General features: G+C 64.1%; 16 protein-coding genes. 6 read left to right on the forward strand and 10 right to left on the reverse strand.

Annotation, left to right across the window (positions count from 1 at the left end; all coding sequences use genetic code 11):
- Nucleotides 1-17 precede the first annotated feature (17 nt).
- The 5 genes from ccmB to KFB96_RS26245 all read right to left on the reverse strand — a co-directional run bounded on the left by ccmB (nucleotide 18) and on the right by KFB96_RS26245 (nucleotide 3,236).
- On the reverse strand, nucleotides 18-689 hold the full coding sequence (ccmB, locus tag KFB96_RS01480; protein WP_213458630.1) for a heme exporter protein CcmB: 672 nt from the start codon (nucleotides 687-689) through the stop codon (nucleotides 18-20).
- A 6-nt stretch (nucleotides 690-695) separates the two neighbouring features.
- A complete protein-coding gene (gene ccmA / locus KFB96_RS01485) occupies nucleotides 696-1,313 on the reverse strand; it encodes a cytochrome c biogenesis heme-transporting ATPase CcmA (protein WP_213458631.1) in 618 nt (205 codons plus the stop codon).
- 274 nt (nucleotides 1,314-1,587) lie between these two features.
- Nucleotides 1,588-2,397, reverse strand: a complete 810-nt coding sequence (locus tag KFB96_RS01490) for a CpsB/CapC family capsule biosynthesis tyrosine phosphatase (RefSeq protein ID WP_213459794.1) — start codon at nucleotides 2,395-2,397, stop codon at nucleotides 1,588-1,590.
- Nucleotides 2,398-2,433: 36 nt separating this feature from the next.
- Nucleotides 2,434-3,108, reverse strand: coding sequence for an Sfum_1244 family protein (locus KFB96_RS01495; protein WP_366931537.1), 675 nt, complete (start codon nucleotides 3,106-3,108; stop codon nucleotides 2,434-2,436).
- Nucleotides 3,105-3,236, reverse strand: coding sequence for a hypothetical protein (locus KFB96_RS26245; RefSeq protein ID WP_300971224.1), 132 nt, complete (start codon nucleotides 3,234-3,236; stop codon nucleotides 3,105-3,107). Before KFB96_RS26245 ends, KFB96_RS01495 begins: the two co-directional genes overlap by 4 nt.
- Before the next feature lie 129 nt (nucleotides 3,237-3,365).
- Between KFB96_RS26245 and KFB96_RS01500 the strand changes: the two genes are divergently transcribed.
- Nucleotides 3,366-3,920 (forward strand): hypothetical protein, encoded by a 555-nt coding sequence (locus tag KFB96_RS01500; protein WP_213458633.1) that lies wholly within the window; start codon nucleotides 3,366-3,368, stop codon nucleotides 3,918-3,920.
- Between the two features lie 412 nt (nucleotides 3,921-4,332).
- Here the strand turns inward: KFB96_RS01500 and KFB96_RS01505 are convergent, their stop codons facing one another.
- Nucleotides 4,333-5,247, reverse strand: coding sequence for a DMT family transporter (locus KFB96_RS01505; protein ID WP_300971225.1), 915 nt, complete (start codon nucleotides 5,245-5,247; stop codon nucleotides 4,333-4,335).
- A gap of 613 nt (nucleotides 5,248-5,860) precedes the next feature.
- Here KFB96_RS01505 and KFB96_RS01510 point away from each other — a divergent pair.
- Both KFB96_RS01510 and KFB96_RS01515 read left to right on the forward strand, forming a co-directional pair.
- Nucleotides 5,861-6,472 carry a 2OG-Fe(II) oxygenase gene (locus KFB96_RS01510; protein WP_213458635.1) on the forward strand — a complete coding sequence of 204 codons (612 nt, stop codon included), beginning with the start codon at nucleotides 5,861-5,863 and terminating at the stop codon, nucleotides 6,470-6,472.
- The gene (locus tag KFB96_RS01515; protein ID WP_213458636.1) at nucleotides 6,472-6,870 is read left to right on the forward strand and encodes a hypothetical protein; all 399 of its coding nucleotides are present in this window, start codon (nucleotides 6,472-6,474) and stop codon (nucleotides 6,868-6,870) included. Before KFB96_RS01510 ends, KFB96_RS01515 begins: the two co-directional genes overlap by 1 nt.
- A 523-nt stretch (nucleotides 6,871-7,393) precedes the next feature.
- On the opposite strand, the gene mepA is transcribed toward KFB96_RS01515, so the two are convergent.
- The 3 genes from mepA to KFB96_RS01530 form a co-directional block, all read right to left on the reverse strand.
- A complete protein-coding gene (gene mepA, locus KFB96_RS01520; RefSeq protein WP_213458637.1) occupies nucleotides 7,394-8,263 on the reverse strand; it encodes a penicillin-insensitive murein endopeptidase in 870 nt (289 codons plus the stop codon).
- Nucleotides 8,264-8,405: 142 nt separating this feature from the next.
- Complete coding sequence (locus KFB96_RS01525; RefSeq protein ID WP_213458638.1) at nucleotides 8,406-10,193, reverse strand: SLC13 family permease; 1,788 nt, start codon at nucleotides 10,191-10,193, stop codon at nucleotides 8,406-8,408.
- 7 nt (nucleotides 10,194-10,200) lie between these two features.
- Nucleotides 10,201-10,791 (reverse strand): hypothetical protein, encoded by a 591-nt coding sequence (locus tag KFB96_RS01530; RefSeq protein WP_213458639.1) that lies wholly within the window; start codon nucleotides 10,789-10,791, stop codon nucleotides 10,201-10,203.
- A gap of 184 nt (nucleotides 10,792-10,975) precedes the next feature.
- Here KFB96_RS01530 and KFB96_RS01535 point away from each other — a divergent pair, with 184 nt between their 5' ends.
- From KFB96_RS01535 to KFB96_RS01545, 3 genes are all read left to right on the forward strand, one after another.
- A complete protein-coding gene (locus KFB96_RS01535; protein WP_213458640.1) occupies nucleotides 10,976-11,650 on the forward strand; it encodes a Fe2+-dependent dioxygenase in 675 nt (224 codons plus the stop codon).
- A gap of 415 nt (nucleotides 11,651-12,065) precedes the next feature.
- Nucleotides 12,066-13,187, forward strand: a complete 1,122-nt coding sequence (locus KFB96_RS01540) for an AI-2E family transporter (RefSeq protein ID WP_213458641.1) — start codon at nucleotides 12,066-12,068, stop codon at nucleotides 13,185-13,187.
- 255 nt (nucleotides 13,188-13,442) lie between these two features.
- Nucleotides 13,443-15,611, forward strand: coding sequence for an alpha-amylase family glycosyl hydrolase (locus KFB96_RS01545; RefSeq protein WP_213458642.1), 2,169 nt, complete (start codon nucleotides 13,443-13,445; stop codon nucleotides 15,609-15,611).
- A gap of 214 nt (nucleotides 15,612-15,825) precedes the next feature.
- Here KFB96_RS01545 and KFB96_RS01550 read toward each other — a convergent pair whose 3' ends face one another.
- Complete coding sequence (locus KFB96_RS01550) at nucleotides 15,826-17,898, reverse strand: M1 family metallopeptidase (RefSeq protein WP_300971226.1); 2,073 nt, start codon at nucleotides 17,896-17,898, stop codon at nucleotides 15,826-15,828.
- Nucleotides 17,899-17,924 lie beyond the last annotated feature (26 nt).

The following is a 17,924-nucleotide window of genomic DNA, read 5'->3' on the forward strand; positions in this document are numbered from 1 at the left end:
AGGGGTCATCCCTCGGATTATTCGATTGAAATCTTAAGCGCCGCCGACGATGCCAGCGGCGCGAACGTCAGTGCGGCAACCAAAAACGCCCCGAGAAGGGCAAGATAGGGTCGCGTGTCGGCCATATCGATGCCGCTCGCCGTCACTGCCCCGGCCCCGTAGACCAGCACCGGGATGTAGAGCGGCAGGATCAACAAGGACAAGAGGATGCCGCCGCCGCGCAGCCCCAGGGTCAGAGCCGCGCCGATCGCCCCGATCAGACTGAGCACGGGTGTGCCGAGCAAGAGGGCGGCCATCGTGATCAGGATCGCGTCGTCGGAGAGATGGTACTGCATGCCGACCAGCGGGGCGATCAGGACCAGCGGCAACCCGGTCAGCAACCAGTGTGCCGTGATCTTGGCCAACACCAGCAACGACAGGGGTTGTGCCGTCAAGACCATCTGCTCGAGCGTGCCGTCCTCGTAGTCCGCCGCGAACAGGCGCTCGAGCGCCAACATCGAGGCGAGCAAGGCCGCCACCCAGACCACCCCGGGGCCGAGGATCTGCAGGATCTGTCGTTCGGTGCCCACACCCAAGGGAAACAGGCTCACCACGATGATGAAGAAGAAGAGTGTGGTCAAGACGTCCGTGCGTCGCCGCAGGGCCAGCGTCAGATCACGCAGCAGAATGCACCAAAAGACACGCAGCACGGCCGGTCAGCTCCCGAGTTGAAGGCGTTCGACCTGACCGGAGGTCAGACCGACCTCCTGGTGGGTCGTCAGGACGACGATGCCCGCGTGCGCCACATGCTCGGCGATGAGGGTCTCCAGCAGATCCACGGCGCCGACATCCAAGGCGGTGAAGGGCTCGTCGAGGACCCAGAGCGGCGCTTTGCTCAGAATCAGACGCGCCAAGGCCACGCGCTTCTTCTGACCCTGGGACAGCATGCGGGTGGGAAGATCCTCGAAACCGACCAGGCCGATCCGCGCCAACGCCGCCCAGATCGCGGACTCGTCGACGCGATCCCCGTCCAAGGTCGCGGCGACACGGAGATTCTCGATGCCCGTCAGGTCGGCCTTGATGCCGTTCAAATGGCCGAAGTACAGCAGGTCACGCCGATAGTCCTCGCCGAGACGACGTGTCGACTCGCCGTTCCAGCGGATCTCGCCCGAGTCCGGCGTGAACAGCCCGCACAAGGAGCGCAGGAGGGTGGTCTTGCCGCTGCCGTTCGCGCCGCGCACGTGCAGGAGCGTGCCCCGCGCAACGGCGAAATCCAGACCGGAGAACAGCATGCGGTCGCCCCGCCGGCATTCGAGTTGTGTCACCTCTAACATCGAAACGAAGGGGTTCCCTGTATGACTCCGAACGCGACGGGCGCTCGATCGCAATGCGGATCCGGTCGAGTCCGCTTCTTGTCTGTCTCCGGCCGATGCCGGCGAGCAACCATATACGTTGGATCCGGATTCCACAACCGTCCCGAGTATCGACTTCCGGCAGGATCGCCTCGCGCGGCAGGATGATCGGCTGGGCTGTCTGCGGATTCCCCGCGGCGACCTCGCGTTACGGTCGTCGCTGAAGCTGTCTGCACGCGCGTTGCGGGCCGCCGGGTCATTGCGCTCGGCGACGCCAAGGCAGGAAACGCAGCCAGTCGCTCTCGGAGGGCGTCGTCTCGGCCGTCATGCACGGCGCCAGCGCAATGAGATCCTCCCCTTCGAGTAGCCGTCGAGGGTTGTCCAGCGTCATCAGTGTCGCCGCATCGTCCCCAATCCACGCGGCGATCCGGGTGCGGGCTGCGGACAGGGTGTCGGGACTGCGCCCCGTCGGGCGATGGGCATCCGAGGCGATCAGGTGAACCCATCCCAGCTCCAGCCAGCGCCGGCAAAGCCCTTGCAGACGCTCGCCGAAATCACCGCTGCAGCTCTGTGCGGTGATCTGGACCTTGCAGCCCCAATCGATCCATTCAGCCAGGCGGTGGGGGCGTCGTGCGAGCACGAGATTGCGCTCGGGGTGCGCGATCACCGGTGTGATGCCGTGCCTCAGGAACTGCCCCAGGATGACATCGGTACCCCGCGGAACCGCGTTCTTCGGAAGCTCGACCAGCGCCGCTTTGCCGCGGTCGTTGTAGGTCAGGGCACTGCCGTCGAGCACGCCGTTTGGTGCCTCGGGGACAAGATGGATCTCCGCGCCCGGGAAGAGACCGAGCGGGATGTCCGCATCGGCCAAGCGTCGCTGCAGGTCCGCCAAGGCGTGCCGGACAAGGTCGCCGGGGTTCTTGTACACCCCGTTCAGATGATGCGGGGTACAGACGATCCCGCGGGTTCCACCCGCGACCGCGGCCCGCGCCATCTCGATCGCCATCTCGAAGGTGTGCGCACCGTCGTCGAGGCCGGGGAGGATGTGGCAATGGGCGTCGATCACTGCGGGTTCCGATCGCATGGATTTCTTGCGGCGGTGCTAGAGTCGATGAGATTCGACCAGATGCCTGATCGCGTTCGGGACGCCATCGTGGCTCCCTTCCGGGTTGTCATCCGGTCCCTCGGCGTGGATTGCGTGGGGCGTCTCGCCGCCCTGTTGCCGATAGAGCCTGAGCATCTCCTCGGCGACATGCTCCCAATGCGTGCGACCTTGATCCGCGATTCGCACGAATGCGTCCGTCGCGCCGATCTCCAGCCATGCGGCATAGGCATCGCGTAGCGCCGGAAACAGATGCAGACGCATGCCGGTGAGGGTGCCGATATAGAAGTGCAGCGAGGCCGGCTCGCGTGTCTCGGCCAGCGCCGGCAAGGTCACGAGACAATCGGCGAGGTGATCGCGCACCGCACGTGCCATCAGCTCGGCCGGTGTATTGGCGAGCGAGGTCAGCATGGCGTTCCAATCCTCTCCGAGCCGCTGTCCGGCCGCGTACTCGCCTTGTTCGTGCAGCAGCAGCGCCTTGATCTCGCGCTCGGTCATGGCGTCGAGCGACGCCTCGAGGGCACCCTCGAAGTCGTAGCAGGCGAAGGCGCGTCCGAGCGCGTTGTCCGGGCGGTGCCAGCGCCAGCCTTCGAGCTTTTCCCACAAATAGCGTCGCAGGGACTCGCGCCGCACGAAGATGGTGCGACCCAGGGTCATGGCCGGCGGTGCGGTCAGGTCACGGGCATACTCGTCGGCGACGACGAAGACCGAAAGAGCGAGTCGTCGGCGCCGTGGCGTGCGTCCGAGACGTGACAGTTGTACTGCACGGCCTCGGCCAGCACGCTGATTGCAGGATTCGGCATCTCTACACCTCGAGCCGGAAGGGTCTTTTTTCTGAGTAGAATGATAGGACATCAAACTATCAGCTTCGCACCGCCCTGCCAATCTCGGGGCAACGCAGGTCCAAACAAGTCGCGAAACAGGAGTCGGACGTGGCATTACGTATCAAGAGTCATTGGTGGAACGACGATCAGGAGCGCTCGCTCCCGGAGATTGCGAGCGCGCTGGCCTTCATCGCCTGGCGCATCGCCGTGGACAAGGCGATCAATCTGCACTGCGAGCGTTTCGTCTACGAGAGCGATCGTCAGCGCCTGGACGTGATCGAGGAGTACTTGGTCTTTCTGATCCAGATCGCGGATCGCATGTCGCACGGCATCTTGAAGGACGAGGATCGCCGCACCCTGATCACCGCCTTCGCAAAGAAGGTCTTCGAGCATGTGCAGGACAACACGCAGGATCTGCTCGGTCCGGGCGACTACGGCGGACCCTTCATCGCCCGGCTCAACGCGCGCTCGGGCGAGTATGCCGAGTACCAATTCGCCGACGATGGTCCGAGCTACGCCTTCCTGCGCCATCTCGGTTTCGAGATCCAGTGTCTGATGGGTCCGAGCGAAGAGAACCGCTGGGTCATCGATCAGGTCATGGACAAGGATGGGTGGGATGCCTACAAGCGCTTCTCCAAGGCCTTCCGAGATTTGTTCGAGTGAGTCCGACGTCTCCGCAAGGGATGGAGCCCTGACGCCGTGAGTCTCGAGCCAAACCGTTACGGAATGTTTCGTTGTCGTTGTCGTTGTCGTCATCGGATTCCGGACGACAACGACAACGACAACGAGTAGAGCCTTCGGCCACTTTTCCTGGTTCGGGCTCTGCCGGTAGATCCTTTTCCGGAAATCACCTCACCACTAAACCGCGCCCAATGCGGTATGCGATGTTTTTGGATGGGATCGGCCCCGGCGGATTTCAGAACCGCTGGAGCCGGTGCGGTTTAAAGTATTAAAAAATAAAAAATTTTAAACCGCGTCCCCCGCTAAGGGTCGTGGATTCACCAAACTTCGAACTCACTCGAAAGTTAGCATCTCGCTCTGGACGCGGTTTAACCACTAACCACTCTATCCCGACCTACCCCGACCGACGCGGAGTCGGATCTCGTGCTGGCGCGGCGCCGCGGCGCTCCAATTGGGTAACCAGGATGCCGCACAGGATGAGACCGAGTGCGTAGAGATGGTTCGGCTCGGGCTCCTCGCCGAGGAAGAGCATCCCGACGCCCACGGCCCAGAGCGGGATCAGGTAGTTCAGCTGTGAGACGAACGACGGACCGGCCGATTTCACCAGCTTGAAATAGACGATGGTCGCGATCGCGGTCGCAAAGACCCCGAGCAGTGCGACCGCGATCAGGTGCGGTGTGTTCGGGGCGACGGGTAACCTGCCAACCTCGGCGATGTCCCCGGTCATGAAGAGGATCGGCACCATCATCAGCGACGCCAGCGAGATGGTGGAGGCGGCACTGAAGAGCGCGTCGCTCGTCGGGCGAAGCCGCGCCAGGATCGAAGAGACGGCGTAGCTGATGGCCCCGCCCAGCACCGCCAGCATCGGCAGCAGATGCCCTTGTCCGTTGGCGAGATCCGCGAAGGCGTCCGGGCCGACGAGCACGACGACACCGGCAAACCCCAAGACAAAACCAGCCGCGCGATAGCGCGTCAGATGCTCGCCGGGGACCAGGAAATGGGCGAGTCCCAGGGTCGCCAGCGGCATCACGGCCATCAGGATGCCGGCCAGACCGCTGTCGATGAAGGTCTGGCCCCACGAGATCAAGGAGAAGGGCAGGACGTTGCCGAACACGGCGATCAAGACGTAGAAGACCCAGAGTCGCGCGCCGGCAACCGGGCGGGTCGCGAATATCCAAGCCGCGGGGACGAGCAGCGTCGCGGCCACGACCAAGCGTCCGGCCACGACCAGATCGGGCGGCAGGCCGCCGACCGCGATCTTGGTCAGGAGAAAAGAGGTACCCCACATCAGGGTCAGCGACAGCAGCATGACCCAATCCGCGAGGCGATGGCGCCGGGTCAGTAGCATAGGCAGGACTGCGATCGGTTGGTCTGGGTCGGCACGGCTGGTGTCCGGGTGTCTGTCTCAAGCATATCCATGATCTCGATGCCAATCGAACGGCCGCTTGCCACCTATTAGTTGACGCTGGCACCCTGATTACAGCTCGCGATTCCTCTCACGGAGACACGGAGAGCACGGAGGGCACGACAGAAAGATCTCGAATCCTCCGTGCTCTCCGTGTCTCCGTGAGAGATCTTGGAAACTGATCGACGGTAAGGGCCGGCCGAGTGTCGGTTGAAGTGCCGCGGGCGTCGAGCGCACTATCCGGGGCCGATCGGACACGATGCCGATTTCGGACCGGAGCGTCCGCCGCACCGATGCCCGAAGTCCCCCATATCGCATCGCCGATCCCCGACTCAAGCTTGCGGATGAATATCGGCGAGGACTTCCCGGACCTTGGAGTCCTACCGCTCGACTTCCCGTCGATGCGTGTGGTCTGCGAGCCCCCTGATCGGGATGCTCGCCCGCCGTTTGGGGTTTGACCTCGCCCGCATCGGGTCCGGACAATAGCCCGTCCCACTCAAGAGCCGACTCAGCCGCCATGACCTTCGCTGTCGAACGTACCCTGCCCCCGTTGCCCACGATCCGCGAGGTGAAGGCCGGGAGCTTCATCTTCGAGCGGCCCTTGGCGCTTCCGCCCGTCTTCTGCGATGCCGTGATCGAGCGCTTCGAGGCCCAGCCCGAATACCAGTATGCCGGGCGGGTCGGGCAGCTTCGCACCGAGGCACCGGGTGTCAAGCGCACCACGGACCTGGTCGTGAGCAACAAGCCGGATTGGAAGGATGTCGACCGGATGTTCTTCGGCTCGCTCGCCGCCGCGATCAAGGAATTTCGCGAGACCTACCCCTATTTCAAAGGGCCCTTCAAGGACGAAGGCTACCAGATCCAGCGCTACAGACCCGGCGAGTATTACCACTGGCACGTCGACGGCGGCAGTCACGAGCTGAGTCAACGCCAGTTGGTGGCACTCTGGTATCTGAACGACGTGCCGGGTCCGGGCGGGGAGACCGAGTTTCTCTATCAGGACGTCGTCGTGCGTCCCGAGTGTGGCAAGCTCGTCCTTTTTCCGCCGTTCTGGACGCACGAGCACCGGGCGGCAGTCATCCGGACCGGCGTGAAATACATCGCCACCACCTGGGTGGTCTTCGCCTGATGAGCGACCGAGCACCGACCCTCCTGGCCATCGTCGAGCTCGGCGGCTACCCCAATCTGACCGCGCTCTATCGCAGCCTGGGATTCGACGTCGAGGTGGTCGCCTCGCAGCGCAAGGCGCAGGCGGCGCTCAAGCGCAGCATTCCGGACGTCATCGTCGCCGAATACAACTTCCAGTCCGATTTTCGCGATCGCACCAGCAACCTCGAGACCCTGATGGCGCGCCTGCAGCCTCATCCCGAGGTCAAGGTGATCTGCTTCTACCAGAGCGAGTACCGACACAAGCTCGACGCCATGACCGCACGCTTTCCGGTCTTCGAGGCGATCGCCTTTCCGATCGAGCCCGCGCGGGTCGAGGCGGCCTTGCGCCGCGCCGTCACGTCGAGAGCGCCATTGTAGGTTGTGCCGAGCCGTGCGAGGCACAACCGACCGTCGGCGGATGTTGTGCTTCCTATCGTCAGCACAACTACGGGCATCGAATTTTTCGGTACTCGGTTAAACCGCGCCCAGTGCGGTATGCGATGTTTTTGGATGGGATCGGCCCCGGCGGATTTCAGAGCCGCTGGAGCTGGCGCGGTTTAAGGCGATTTCCGGGAATGATCATCCCGGCCGTGCGTGTTGCCAATGCTTACCGGGCGACTAAAGTCGCCCCTACATGTTGGTCGATGCTTTCCCGGAAATCACCTAAGTACCGCAAAGCCGCAACGGACACAAAGAACGACATCGGAATGCGAGTACTCGGCAATTCAGGGTACGGGTGAGCAGATGCCGGGGTCGCGAGATGGCCTTGATCATCGTTTGGTCCAGCTGCTGGTGATCCTTGCGTCCTCAGGGCTTCCAGCCCTGATTCTGTCAGGCCAGGATGGCCTGACGACGCATTCGGTGGCCGCTGTGGGCGAAGGGATGATCGAGGCCCGCGAGATCAACTATCGCGCAGGAGCGCGCTGCACGCTTGCGGCATGCGCGGCTCGGGTTTGGACGCGCTGCCGCCGCCTTTCGAGGGTTTGAGCGCCTCGTCGCTCAGCCACCACGCGAGGTCCGCCCCGCAGCCGTCGTCGCCGGTCAGCTCGGCTTGCGATTCGCAATCCGGGCTTCCGGCCGGGCAGCGCAGCCGCACGTGAAAGTGCCCAGCGTGACCCCACCAGGGGCGGACCTTGCGGAGCCAATCCCGATCGGCGCTGCCGCTGTTGCGACACAGCGCCTGTTTGATCGCCGCGTTGACGAAGATCCGATCGACACGCGGATGGCGTGCGGCCGTCTCGATCAGGCTGCTCTGGGCCGGCCCCCACGCCGCGTTCACCGCGCGCCCGCCGGCTTGCACCATACTCTGCGGATCGGAGCGATCGTCCATCAGGCGCCGGGCCGCGGCAGGCGAGTCCGCCAGCGTGAACCAGATGTCGACATCCAATCCGGTTTGATGGCTGCGATGGGACGACGACATAAGCCCGCCGCGCGGCTGACTCAGGTCGCCGATCATGATGAGACGCTCGCCACGTGACTGCTGAGCGCGCCCCATGTCTTCGACGAAGCGCAGCAGATCGGGGTGACCGTAATAGCGATTGCGGTAGCGACGGATGCTCACGTAACCGGGGCCGGTCTCCGGCAGTGCATCGGCACCGCCGATACAGCCGTTGGAGACGCCGCCGATCACCTCGGGCGGCCCGCTGCTCGGTGCTGCGACTGCGCCCCATGGCGTGGCGTGGACATTCTGCGCCGCGACAAGGAGCAGGGCGCCGGCGATGCAGAGTGCGAGGGCGGGTCCGAGCTCGCGGACCTGGGTGACCCGGGTCATGGCTTCTCCTGAATGACTTCCAGCAAATGAGACTGCGGCGCATGATACGCGGATAACTCCTAAACCGCGCCCAGCGCAGTATGCGATGTTTTTGGATGGGATCGGCCCCGGCAGACTTGACGGCCGTTGAAGTCTGCGCGGTTTAAAAGGACCAGACGAGCGGAACGACCAGGACCGTCACCAATCCCACGACCAAGGTTAAGGGGACCCCGATCCGCACGAAATCTCCGAAGCGGTAGCCGCCGACATTGAAGACCATCAGGTTGGTCTGATACCCGATGGGGGTCGCGAAGCTCGCGGATGCCGCGACCATCACCGTCAAGATAAAGGGCTCCGGCGATACGCCCATGCTATGGGCCGCCTGAAATGCGATCGGGAACACCAGCACCGCAGCCACGTTGTTGGTCGCAAGCGAGGTGAGGAGTGCGGTCGCCGTAAAGACCAAGGCGAGCGTGACCCAGGGGTCCCCGTCCGCCAGCCCGATCAGACCGCCGGCCACCAGCGAGGCCGCGCCCGTCTTCTCCAAGGCGGCGCCGATGCCGAAGGAGGTTGCGATCACCACCAGCACCTGCCAGTCCGGCGAGCGCCGTGCGGTGCGGCTGTCGGTGCAGCGCGTGAGGATCATGAGCCCCGCGGCCAGCAGTGCGGCCTCCAACATGCTGAGCCATCCCGCGGTGACGACGGCGACCATCCCGATCACGATGGCGATGGCGACCGGCGCGTGCTTGTGCTTGAGCGGATGCGAATCCCCGATCTGACTCACCAGCAGGAAGTCGCGCGAGTTCTTCTGCTGCTCCACGAAGTCCGGCCGTGTCTCCAGCAGGAGCGTGTCGCCCGGCGCCAGCACGATATCGCCGATCTTGCGGTCGACCCGCTCGCCGTTGCGCGCCAGCGCGATAATCACGGCATCGTAGCGATTGCGAAACCGCCCGACACGCACGCTTTTGCCGACCAAGGGCGATTTATCCGACAGCACGGCCTCGACGAAGCAGCGTCCCGGTCGCGGTACATTGAGCTTGAAGACCTGATCGGTCGCCGGGATCAGTCCGCGCGTGCGCTGCAGGTCCATCACCGAATCCAGGATCCCGGCGAAGACCAGCCGGTCGTTCGCCTGCAGCACCTCCTGCGAGGACACCGCCGCCATCACCTGCTCTCCGCGCTCGATCTCGATGAGAAATAAGCCGGGGAGCTGGCGCAATCCCGCATCCTCGATGCTCTTGCCGATCAGCGGACTGTCCGGCTCGACGAGCATCTCGGAGGTGTACTGGCGGACATCCTCGTAGCTGGCGGCCGCGGAGGTCCGTTTCGGGAGCAGCCAGTGTCCTGCCGTGAGCATGAAGACAAAGGTCGCGACCGTGATGGGCAGGCCGACCCAGATCGGCTCGAAGAGGCCCAGCCCCTCGCCGCCGAGGCGCTCCGTATAGAGCCCGTTGACCACCAGGTTGGTGCTGGTCCCGATCAGGGTGCAGGTGCCGCCGACGATACTGGCGTAGGACAGCGGGATGAGCAGGCGCGAGAGCTCCAAGCGGTGTCGCTTGGCCCAGTCCTGCACCGCCGGGATAAAGATGGCCACGACCGGCGTGTTGTTCAGGAATGCGCTCAGACCCGCGACGGGCAACATCAGGCGCAGACGCGCATCGGTCGGTCCGCGCGGACGTCCGAGCAGACCCGGGCCGATCCAACCGACGGCACCGGTTTGAGTGAGGCCCGTGACCACCACGTAGAGCACGCCGACGGTCAGCATGCCCGGATTGGAGAAACCGCTCAGGGCCTCCGCCGGGGTCAGGATGCCGAACAGGAGCAGTAGGGTGAGTGCGCCGGCGGTGACGACATCCGGTGCGGCGCGGCTGAAGGCGAAAAGCCCGAAGCAGAGCACCACGATGCCCAGGCTGAACCAGCCCTCCCAACCGAGTTGCATCAAGGCGCTCATGTCCTCGTCAGTGATCGCGACCGCGTTGCAGTGCCTCGTAACGGGCCTTGAATGCCTCTTGGCGCAGCCGCGAGGCGTCGTCCTCGGTCGGTGCGAGCGGCGAGTCCTGCCAGGTGCCGGTGGCGTGATCGAACACCGAGAACCGCCAGCCGCGACCGACCTTGAAGACCTTGGTCACGTCCTTGCCGGCTTGTTCCATCGCCTCGAGCTTGCCGAGCTTGTCTAGACCGCCGAGATTTGTCGCAGCGCGCGGCGTCTCTTCGGCCGATCGATGCTCGGTCAGGTTGAAGCGGTTGTTCTGGATCTCGCCCTGCACGTCGAGCTCGACCGATTCGACCCCGGGAAGACGCGCCAGGATGTAGCCGGCCATCATCATCCCGAGCTTCTGATTCTCGGACTCGAGCGCGGTGAGCAGCTTGTCGGCGACGATCTGGCAACGCTGCAGTCGATCCGGTTTTTCGACCCACTCCCGGCTCATTTGCCAGCCGGCATCCATATCCAGATCGAGCTTCTCGAAAAAGGGCTGAGCCTGGCCGATCAGGGCATCGGGGACGTTGAGCTCGTAGATCCGATCGTCGATGATGGCTTTCAGAAGCATCGGTTGCCTCGCACGTCGTTGGTGATGGTCTCGGATAGTAAACCGCAGTCGGGGTGACCTGCGTACCTTTCGTGCGGACGCGGCCTTGCGGGGTTCGATGCCGAGACGCGGTTTCACTCTATACGATCTTTTTTTTCCGGCCGCGGCGACTGCAAAGCGCGTCGTGTTGCCCTCGGAGCACAGCATGTTGTTGACCATCCCGGCGCTTCTCAACACCGCCCAGATCGCCAAGATTCACGAGACCCTCGCGGATGCACCCTTCGTCGACGGCAAGTTGACCGCCGGCTTCGCCGCCGGGCGGGTCAAGCACAATGAAGAGATGCGGCCGGAACCCGAGCGCATGCAGCGGCTCATTCGAATCATCATGGCGAGTCTCGGCCATCACGAGACCTTTCGGTTCGGCGTCCTGCCGCATCGGGTCGCCGATCCCATCGTCGCCCGCTACACCCCGGGCATGGCCTACGGGGAGCATGTCGACGATCCGATCATGGGGACGACCGGTCCGCGTTTCCGATCCGATGTCTCCATGACGATCTTTCTCAACGACCCCGCGTCCTACGAGGGCGGCGAGCTGTTCATCCGCACCCCGTTCGGCGAGCAGAGGATCAAATCGGCCGCGGGCGATGCCGTCGTCTATCCCTCCTCGAGTCTGCACCGAGTGATGGAGGTCACGCGCGGGGAGCGTCTGGTCGCCCTGACCTGGATCCAGAGCTACGTGCGCGATCCCGCACGCCGAGAGCTGCTCTACGAGTTGAATCTCGCCCGCGAGCGATTGCTCAAGACCGCACCCGAGGAGGACACCACCGCCTACGTCGATCGCTCCTACGCGAACCTGGTGCGTATGTGGAGTGATCTCTAGTGGAGCGGTGCAGAGATTCCGAGACCGTCCGAGATCATTTTCGTTGTCGTTGTCGTTGTCGTAATCGACCATCGGATACGACCACGACCACGACCACGACCACGACCACGAACGGTCTCGACACATCTGCCGTGCTGCACTAGCCTGCGTCCGGCCCCGACGGAGCACAACATGCGTCGAGTCTTCGTCGCGCTCGGGGATCGCCCGGGGTATCGTTCGGCGCGGGCTGGATGGATTTCGCTTCGCTCTACCCATCCTACGTGTTTCGGTTGTTTTTTAATCGTTCTTAAACCGCGCCGACTCCAACGCTCGTCACATCTGCCGGGGCCGATCCCATCCAAAAACATCGCATACCGCGCCGGGCGCGGTTTAAGCGGGCAAACAACGCTGTCTTCAAGAGCAAAGGGGGTCGAGCATGCAACAGGGCAGTGACGGGGATCGCATCTTTTTGGACCGAGCGGTCGAGGCGTTCATCCGGATCGCGTTTGTCGCGATCCTGGTCGCCTGGTGTTTCGATATCGTGCGGCCCTTCATCGTGCCCTTTGCTTGGGCGATCATCATCGCGATCGGACTCTATCCCGGTTACGAGCGGCTCACGCACGTCCTGAACGGGCGTCGAGTCCTCGCCGCCGTCATCATGTCCTTGCTCTGCTTCGCGCTGCTGCTGGTTCCGGCGCTGCTGCTCAGTGCCTCGCTGGTCGGAGAGGTGCACACCGTCATCAATGCCTTCAGCCACGAGTCACTGAAGATTCCGCCCTTGCCCGATGCCGTTGCACAGCTGCCGCTGATCGGCGACGACATCGCCCGTGTCTGGACCGAGGGCACGTCGAATTTCCGGGCTGTGCTCGTACAGGTCGAGCCCGAGCTCAAGGTTGCCCTGCAGTGGACGATCGGCGTGGCCGGCGGGGCCGGTGTGGGGCTGCTGCACATCCTCGTCGCCATCTTGATTGCGGGCTTCCTGCTCGCTCAGGCCGAGGCCGGGCAGCGCGCGAGTGCGGCCTTTGCACGGCGGTTGGCCGGGGCGCGGGGCGTCGAGTTCGCCAAGCTCTCCGAGGCGACGATTCGCAGCGTGACCCGGGGCATTCTCGGCGTCGCCTTGATTCAGTCGCTCCTCGCCGGGCTGGGGTGGCTGGCGATCGGTGTGCCCGCGGCCGGACTCTGGGCGCTGCTGGCGCTGGTGATGTGCGTGGTGCAGATCGGGATCCTACCGATCACGGTGGCGATCCTGGTCTATGTCTTCTTCCAGGTCGGAACCTTCACCTTCCTGGCGTTTCTGGTCTGGAGTCTCTTCGTGTACAGCCTGGAGCACATCTTGAAGCCCATCCTTCTCGGGCGCGGGGTGGATGTCCCGATGGCCGTTATCTTCGTCGGCGCCATCGGCGGTTTTCTGAGTGCCGGCATCATCGGGCTCTTCGTCGGCTCGGTCGTTCTGGTACTCGGCTACAAGCTCTTCCTCGCGTGGTTGCACGGAGGGCCCGAGTCCGCCGAGCATTCGGCCGCGATGGCGTCGAGGGAGGATCCCACGCCGCAGGTCTGAGCCGCGTTCGTCCCTGTGCCTGTCGTGGGGGGCCACGCGCGCTTCATCTTTACTCGGAAACGTGTCGGCAATAAGTCGAGTATTCAATCCCATCGTTGTCGTAATCGACAACGACAACGACAACGACAACGACAACGACAACGACAACGACAACGACAACAAGACCGACAACGACAACCGTTGTATAGGTATTCTCTCGTCGAGTTGTTTGACTTGTTTTTGAACCGTTCCTGACCGAGACACGGAGCCTTCTTGATGTCCGATTTGATCCTCCACTTCGAGCGCCGCCCCGGCTGGGGCTCGATCATCTGCGCCCACGTTTGGGATGCCCAGCCGATCGGGCCTCGTAACGATTGGCCCGGTGTGCCGATGGATGCCCTTGATGACGACTGGTATCGGATCCGCCTGCCCGGAATCCGCTCGGCGCATCTGGTCTTCACCGACGGCGAAGGTCATCAGACGCACGATCACTTTCGCGATGCCGACGGCTGGCTCGACGCCAGAAGCCACTGGCACGATCATCGGCCCGGGCATCGCGTGCGGTCCCCGAAGACTGCCGAGCCGCCGCCCGCTGCCCGGCCCGTGCCGAGCTTCACGACCGAGCTTCGCCCGGTCGCCGAGCGGAGCGATTTCCGCGAGGAGACCATCTATTTTCTGATCACCACGCGCTTCTACGACGGCGATCCTTCGAATAATTTCTTCTGCCGCGACCGCATCCAGTTCGACGAGGCCGGCACTCCGGTCGATCCCCATTGGCGCGGCGACTTCAAGGGGCTGATCCAGCGCCTGGATTACATTCGTGACCTCGGCTTCACGGCCATCTGGATCACGCCGCCCGTGGAGAACCGCTCCGGTCTGGATTATCACGGCTATCACCCTTACGACTGGACCCGCATCGATCCGCGCCTGGAGTCACCGGGAGCGACCTATCAAGACCTGATCGACGCCGCCCATGCCAAGGGCATCAAGATTATCCAGGACGTCGTCGTGAACCATTCCTGCCAGTACGGCATCCGCGGGCAGGTGCACATCGATCATCTCCCGATCAAATATTACGTGCCGCAAGGCGCGGAGCAGGGGCAGGTCGATCACGGCCCCTACCAGGGCCACCTCGGCAATTACGCCTGGCCGAATCGCGACGACATCGACAACCCGGTCGCGCCCCAATGGTATCGCGAGCGCCACGACAGTGATCCGGAGGGCACCGAGCCGCTGGTCGATCCGAAGACCGGCGAGACGGTACCCAAGCCCGGCTACAACCCGGGGCGTTTCTTCGGTGTCGACCCCGATGATCTGGATCCCGAGTGGTATCACCAGGAGGGCTTCATCTGCGGCGGCGATTGGGAGAGTCCCCATTCGCTCCAGCACAAGCACTTGGCCGGCGACTGTATCGACCTTGCGACCGAGCGGCAGAACGTCAAGGACTATCTGATCGGCGCCATCAACCGCTATCTCGACATGGGCGTGGATGCGCTGCGCATCGACACCGTGAAGCATGTGGAGCGCGACAACCTGCTCGAATACATCAACGCCTGGAAGGCCCACAAGCCCGGTCTCTTCGTGTTCGGCGAGAATTTGGTCAAGGGCTACGGCTGGGGCGATCTCGGCGGCGGCGACAACGGCCCCTCGGAGATCCGACCCTGGTGGTACACGCGCATCGCCCATGATCCCCAAGATCCGGAATCCGGCGGCGACTCGGGCTTCCCGCAGCTCGATTTCGGCCTCTTCTCGACCTTCCGCGATACCGTGAGCAAGGGCACCTACGCCGGCACCGCCCAGATCCTCGGCATGGACTGGATCTACGGTGACGTGACCCAGTTGGTCACTTTCCTGCAAAACCACGACGTCGGCCCGGACAACGACTTCAAGTACCGCTTCAAAGGCGAGCAGTGGATGGCCGCCGCGGCCTACAACCTGATCTGGACCGTGCGCGGGATCCCCTGTCTGTATTTCGGCGAGGAGATCGAGTTCATGAAGGGCGCGCCGCAAGACGTCGAAGGCGAGCGCGACACCCTGCATCAGACCGGGCGCGCCTATTTCGGCGATCACCTGACCGACGCGCGTCTCGACGAGACGCAGAGCAACCCGCTCTATCGTCATATCCAGCGCCTCAACCTGATCCGCCGTGCGATTCCTGCCCTGCAAAAAGCCGGGTTGAGCCATCTGGCCGAATGGGGCAGCGGGATGCGATTCGTGCGCGAGCATCCCGAGAGCGGGACCTATGTGGTGGTCGGTCTCTCCATCGGCTCGGATCAGGAGATCGGGATCGACGGGATCCGGCCGGGGATCTATCGCGACGCCGTGACCGGCCAAGAGCAAGAGTGCCGGGGCCGGTTGGTCTTCCACGTCAAGGCCAATTCGGCCGGCATCTATGTCCTGGACGGACCGGGCAAGATCGGCGAAGACGGGGTTTATCTCAGGTGAGCCGGCGATTCAAAAACAACCGAAACCCGTGGGATGGGTAGAGCGAAGCGAAACCCATCCAGCCCGCGCCAAGCGCATCAGACCGAAACCCGGCAGCGCCGCGGTTTGGAGGGTGGGTTTCGCTATCGCTCTACAGACCGAAACCCGGCAGCGCCGCGGTTTGGAGGATGGGTTTCGCTGTCGCTCTACCCATCCTACCCGTTCATCAAGGTATTCACCTTGTTTGTGAATCGTAACCCAATGAGGGCACCAAGGCGGGAGGCTCGGCGACGGGCGCAAGCGCGCGTTTCGGGCCGAGCCAGGTCACCAGCGCGGAGTCGCCCGATGGCCATTGACCCTTTGCCTGATTGTCGGGCGCACTGCCGATGAAGACGAGGTAGCTGTATTTGCCGTAGTGGGGCAACTTCCGCGCGAGGCCGGGGAGTGCGGCCGGCTCGTTCGCGGCGAGCCAGCCGAGCGGCTGTCGGTCCCGCCACGCGGTGAGCACGGGGCTGACCTGCACGCCGTCGAGCGGGTCTTCGCCGCCGAGTCGGAGCCGGCGCTGCTCGGGCTCCAGCGCGACGCCTTGCGCCAGTTGCGCAAATCGATCGAGCCAGCGGTTCTCCCAACCCATCAGCCAGACCGCTCGGTCCTCGGGCAGCGCCTGCAGGGTGTCGTCCCAGCGAATCTCCCAGCCGGGGTGACCGGCCTTCCACGCCTCGGCGAGGCGCCGGTAGCCGTCCTTGAAGGCATCGGGTGCCGCGGCGGGTAGGACCATGAGCCCGCGGTCGGACCCGAAGAGGTTGCTCAAGGCGACGGGTGTCTCGCCCGCAAGCAGCTCGCGAAAGACGTCGAACCAGGGGTCGACCGCGACCCGGACAGGCGCGGACGGCAGGGTGGCTTTGAAGTCCGTGCTTGCTCCGGTGAGCTCGACGACGAGACCGACCGGGTCGCCCGTCTCTTGATGCACGAGTACAGGGACATGCACGGGGAAGGGCTCGCCGCCTTGGGTCTGCTCGATGCGGCCGGTCAGCGCGAATCCCCCGCCGTCCGGGGTCACGGCCACGTCCGCCAGTCGGAGTCTCGGCGCACCGGTGCGCGTCGTCCAGGTCTCGAAAAAGGCGGCAAGATCGCGCCCGCTCACCGCCTCGAACGCGCGGCGCAGATCATCGAAGTCGGCGACACGAAAACGGTTGTCGGTCCAGACACGCGCAAGCCCGGCCTTGAACGCCTCGTCACCGAGCTGGCGGCGCAGCATGTGGAAGAGCATGGCGCTCTTGCCGTAGCCGATCGCCTGGGAGGCCGCGCCGTGCCGGCCGCGGAACGCGACGAGCGGAAAGTCGCTGCTGTCCCGGACGTAATCGGCATAGCCCTTGAGCATCTCGCGCCGATACACCCAGCCCTCGCCCGCGCGCTCGCGGATCAGGTGATCGGCCAGATAGGTGGTGAGCCCCTCGGCCCAGTTGCCGGCCTGGTAGTCGACATAGACGCCGTTGCCCCACCAGTTGTGGAGGATCTCGTGCGGGTAGGAGGTGTGGATGATGAAGGGTAGGCGAATGACGTGCGATCCGAGGAGCGTGAAGGAGGGCATGCCGTAGCCGGTCTCCCAGAAGTTCTCGACCAGCGCGAACTTGGCGAACGGATAGGCGCCGATCAATTCGGAATAGAGGTTGATGTAGGTCGCGGTCGCGTCCAGATATCGCTGTGCAAGGGCGGCATCGGCCTCGCGCAGGTAGACTTGGGCCTCGTATTCAGTGTCTCCGGCCTGAGCTTGATCGACATAGCGCTCGAAAGGTGCCGCGATTAAATAAATGTCGTCCTGCGGATGGGTCTCGCGCCAGGTGGACAGGCCACTTGCTGGATCGCCCGGACCCTCGCCCTGCGAGACGGCGGTCCAGCCGTCCGGGAGTGCGACCGCGAGCGAGAAGGTTTGAAGGCTGTCCGGGATGCGCGGATACCAGCCGCTGTTGCCGTCGAGAAAGACGCCCTCGGGTGCAATGGTGCCGCGCGACCATTCGCGGGCGCGTCCCATGCCCTCGGCGATCTGCTCGCGTGCATGACGGATGGACCCGCCATAGGCAAGAGTGACGGGGCCGGGTGCGGTGATGCGAAGCCGGTAGCCGGTGAGATGTTCGAGGCGTTCGGCGATGTCGATTCGCGCATTCTCGGAGGCGACCTCCGGCTCCATCCCGGTGTGCAGCAGGAGCAACCATTCCGGTCTGTCGTCCGGGAATGTCAGCGTATCCCGCACCTGCAGGGTGCCCGCAGCGGGGTCGATACGGGCCTCGATCGCGTGATCGACGAGCACTGCGTTTGCCGAAACGGAGGTCGACC

The organism is Thiocapsa sp. (assembly GCF_018399035.1).
Taxonomy (GTDB): Bacteria; Pseudomonadota; Gammaproteobacteria; order Chromatiales; family Chromatiaceae; genus Thiocapsa.

What these genes read in the sequence shown, in the direction of transcription:
- ccmA (WP_213458631.1), bottom strand. Translation starts at nt 1,313, where the DNA reads ATGTTAGAGGTGACACAACTCGAATGCCGGCGGGGCGACCGCATGCTG.
- KFB96_RS26245 (WP_300971224.1), bottom strand. Translation starts at nt 3,236, where the DNA reads ATGCCGAATCCTGCAATCAGCGTGCTGGCCGAGGCCGTGCAGTACAAC.
- KFB96_RS01505 (WP_300971225.1), bottom strand. Translation starts at nt 5,247, where the DNA reads ATGCTGCTGTCGCTGACCCTGATGTGGGGTACCTCTTTTCTCCTGACC.
- KFB96_RS01510 (WP_213458635.1), top strand. Translation starts at nt 5,861, where the DNA reads ATGACCTTCGCTGTCGAACGTACCCTGCCCCCGTTGCCCACGATCCGC.
- KFB96_RS01515 (WP_213458636.1), top strand. Translation starts at nt 6,472, where the DNA reads ATGAGCGACCGAGCACCGACCCTCCTGGCCATCGTCGAGCTCGGCGGC.
- mepA (WP_213458637.1), bottom strand. Translation starts at nt 8,263, where the DNA reads ATGACCCGGGTCACCCAGGTCCGCGAGCTCGGACCCGCCCTCGCACTC.
- KFB96_RS01525 (WP_213458638.1), bottom strand. Translation starts at nt 10,193, where the DNA reads ATGAGCGCCTTGATGCAACTCGGTTGGGAGGGCTGGTTCAGCCTGGGC.
- KFB96_RS01530 (WP_213458639.1), bottom strand. Translation starts at nt 10,791, where the DNA reads ATGCTTCTGAAAGCCATCATCGACGATCGGATCTACGAGCTCAACGTC.
- KFB96_RS01535 (WP_213458640.1), top strand. Translation starts at nt 10,976, where the DNA reads ATGTTGTTGACCATCCCGGCGCTTCTCAACACCGCCCAGATCGCCAAG.
- KFB96_RS01540 (WP_213458641.1), top strand. Translation starts at nt 12,066, where the DNA reads ATGCAACAGGGCAGTGACGGGGATCGCATCTTTTTGGACCGAGCGGTC.
- KFB96_RS01545 (WP_213458642.1), top strand. Translation starts at nt 13,443, where the DNA reads ATGTCCGATTTGATCCTCCACTTCGAGCGCCGCCCCGGCTGGGGCTCG.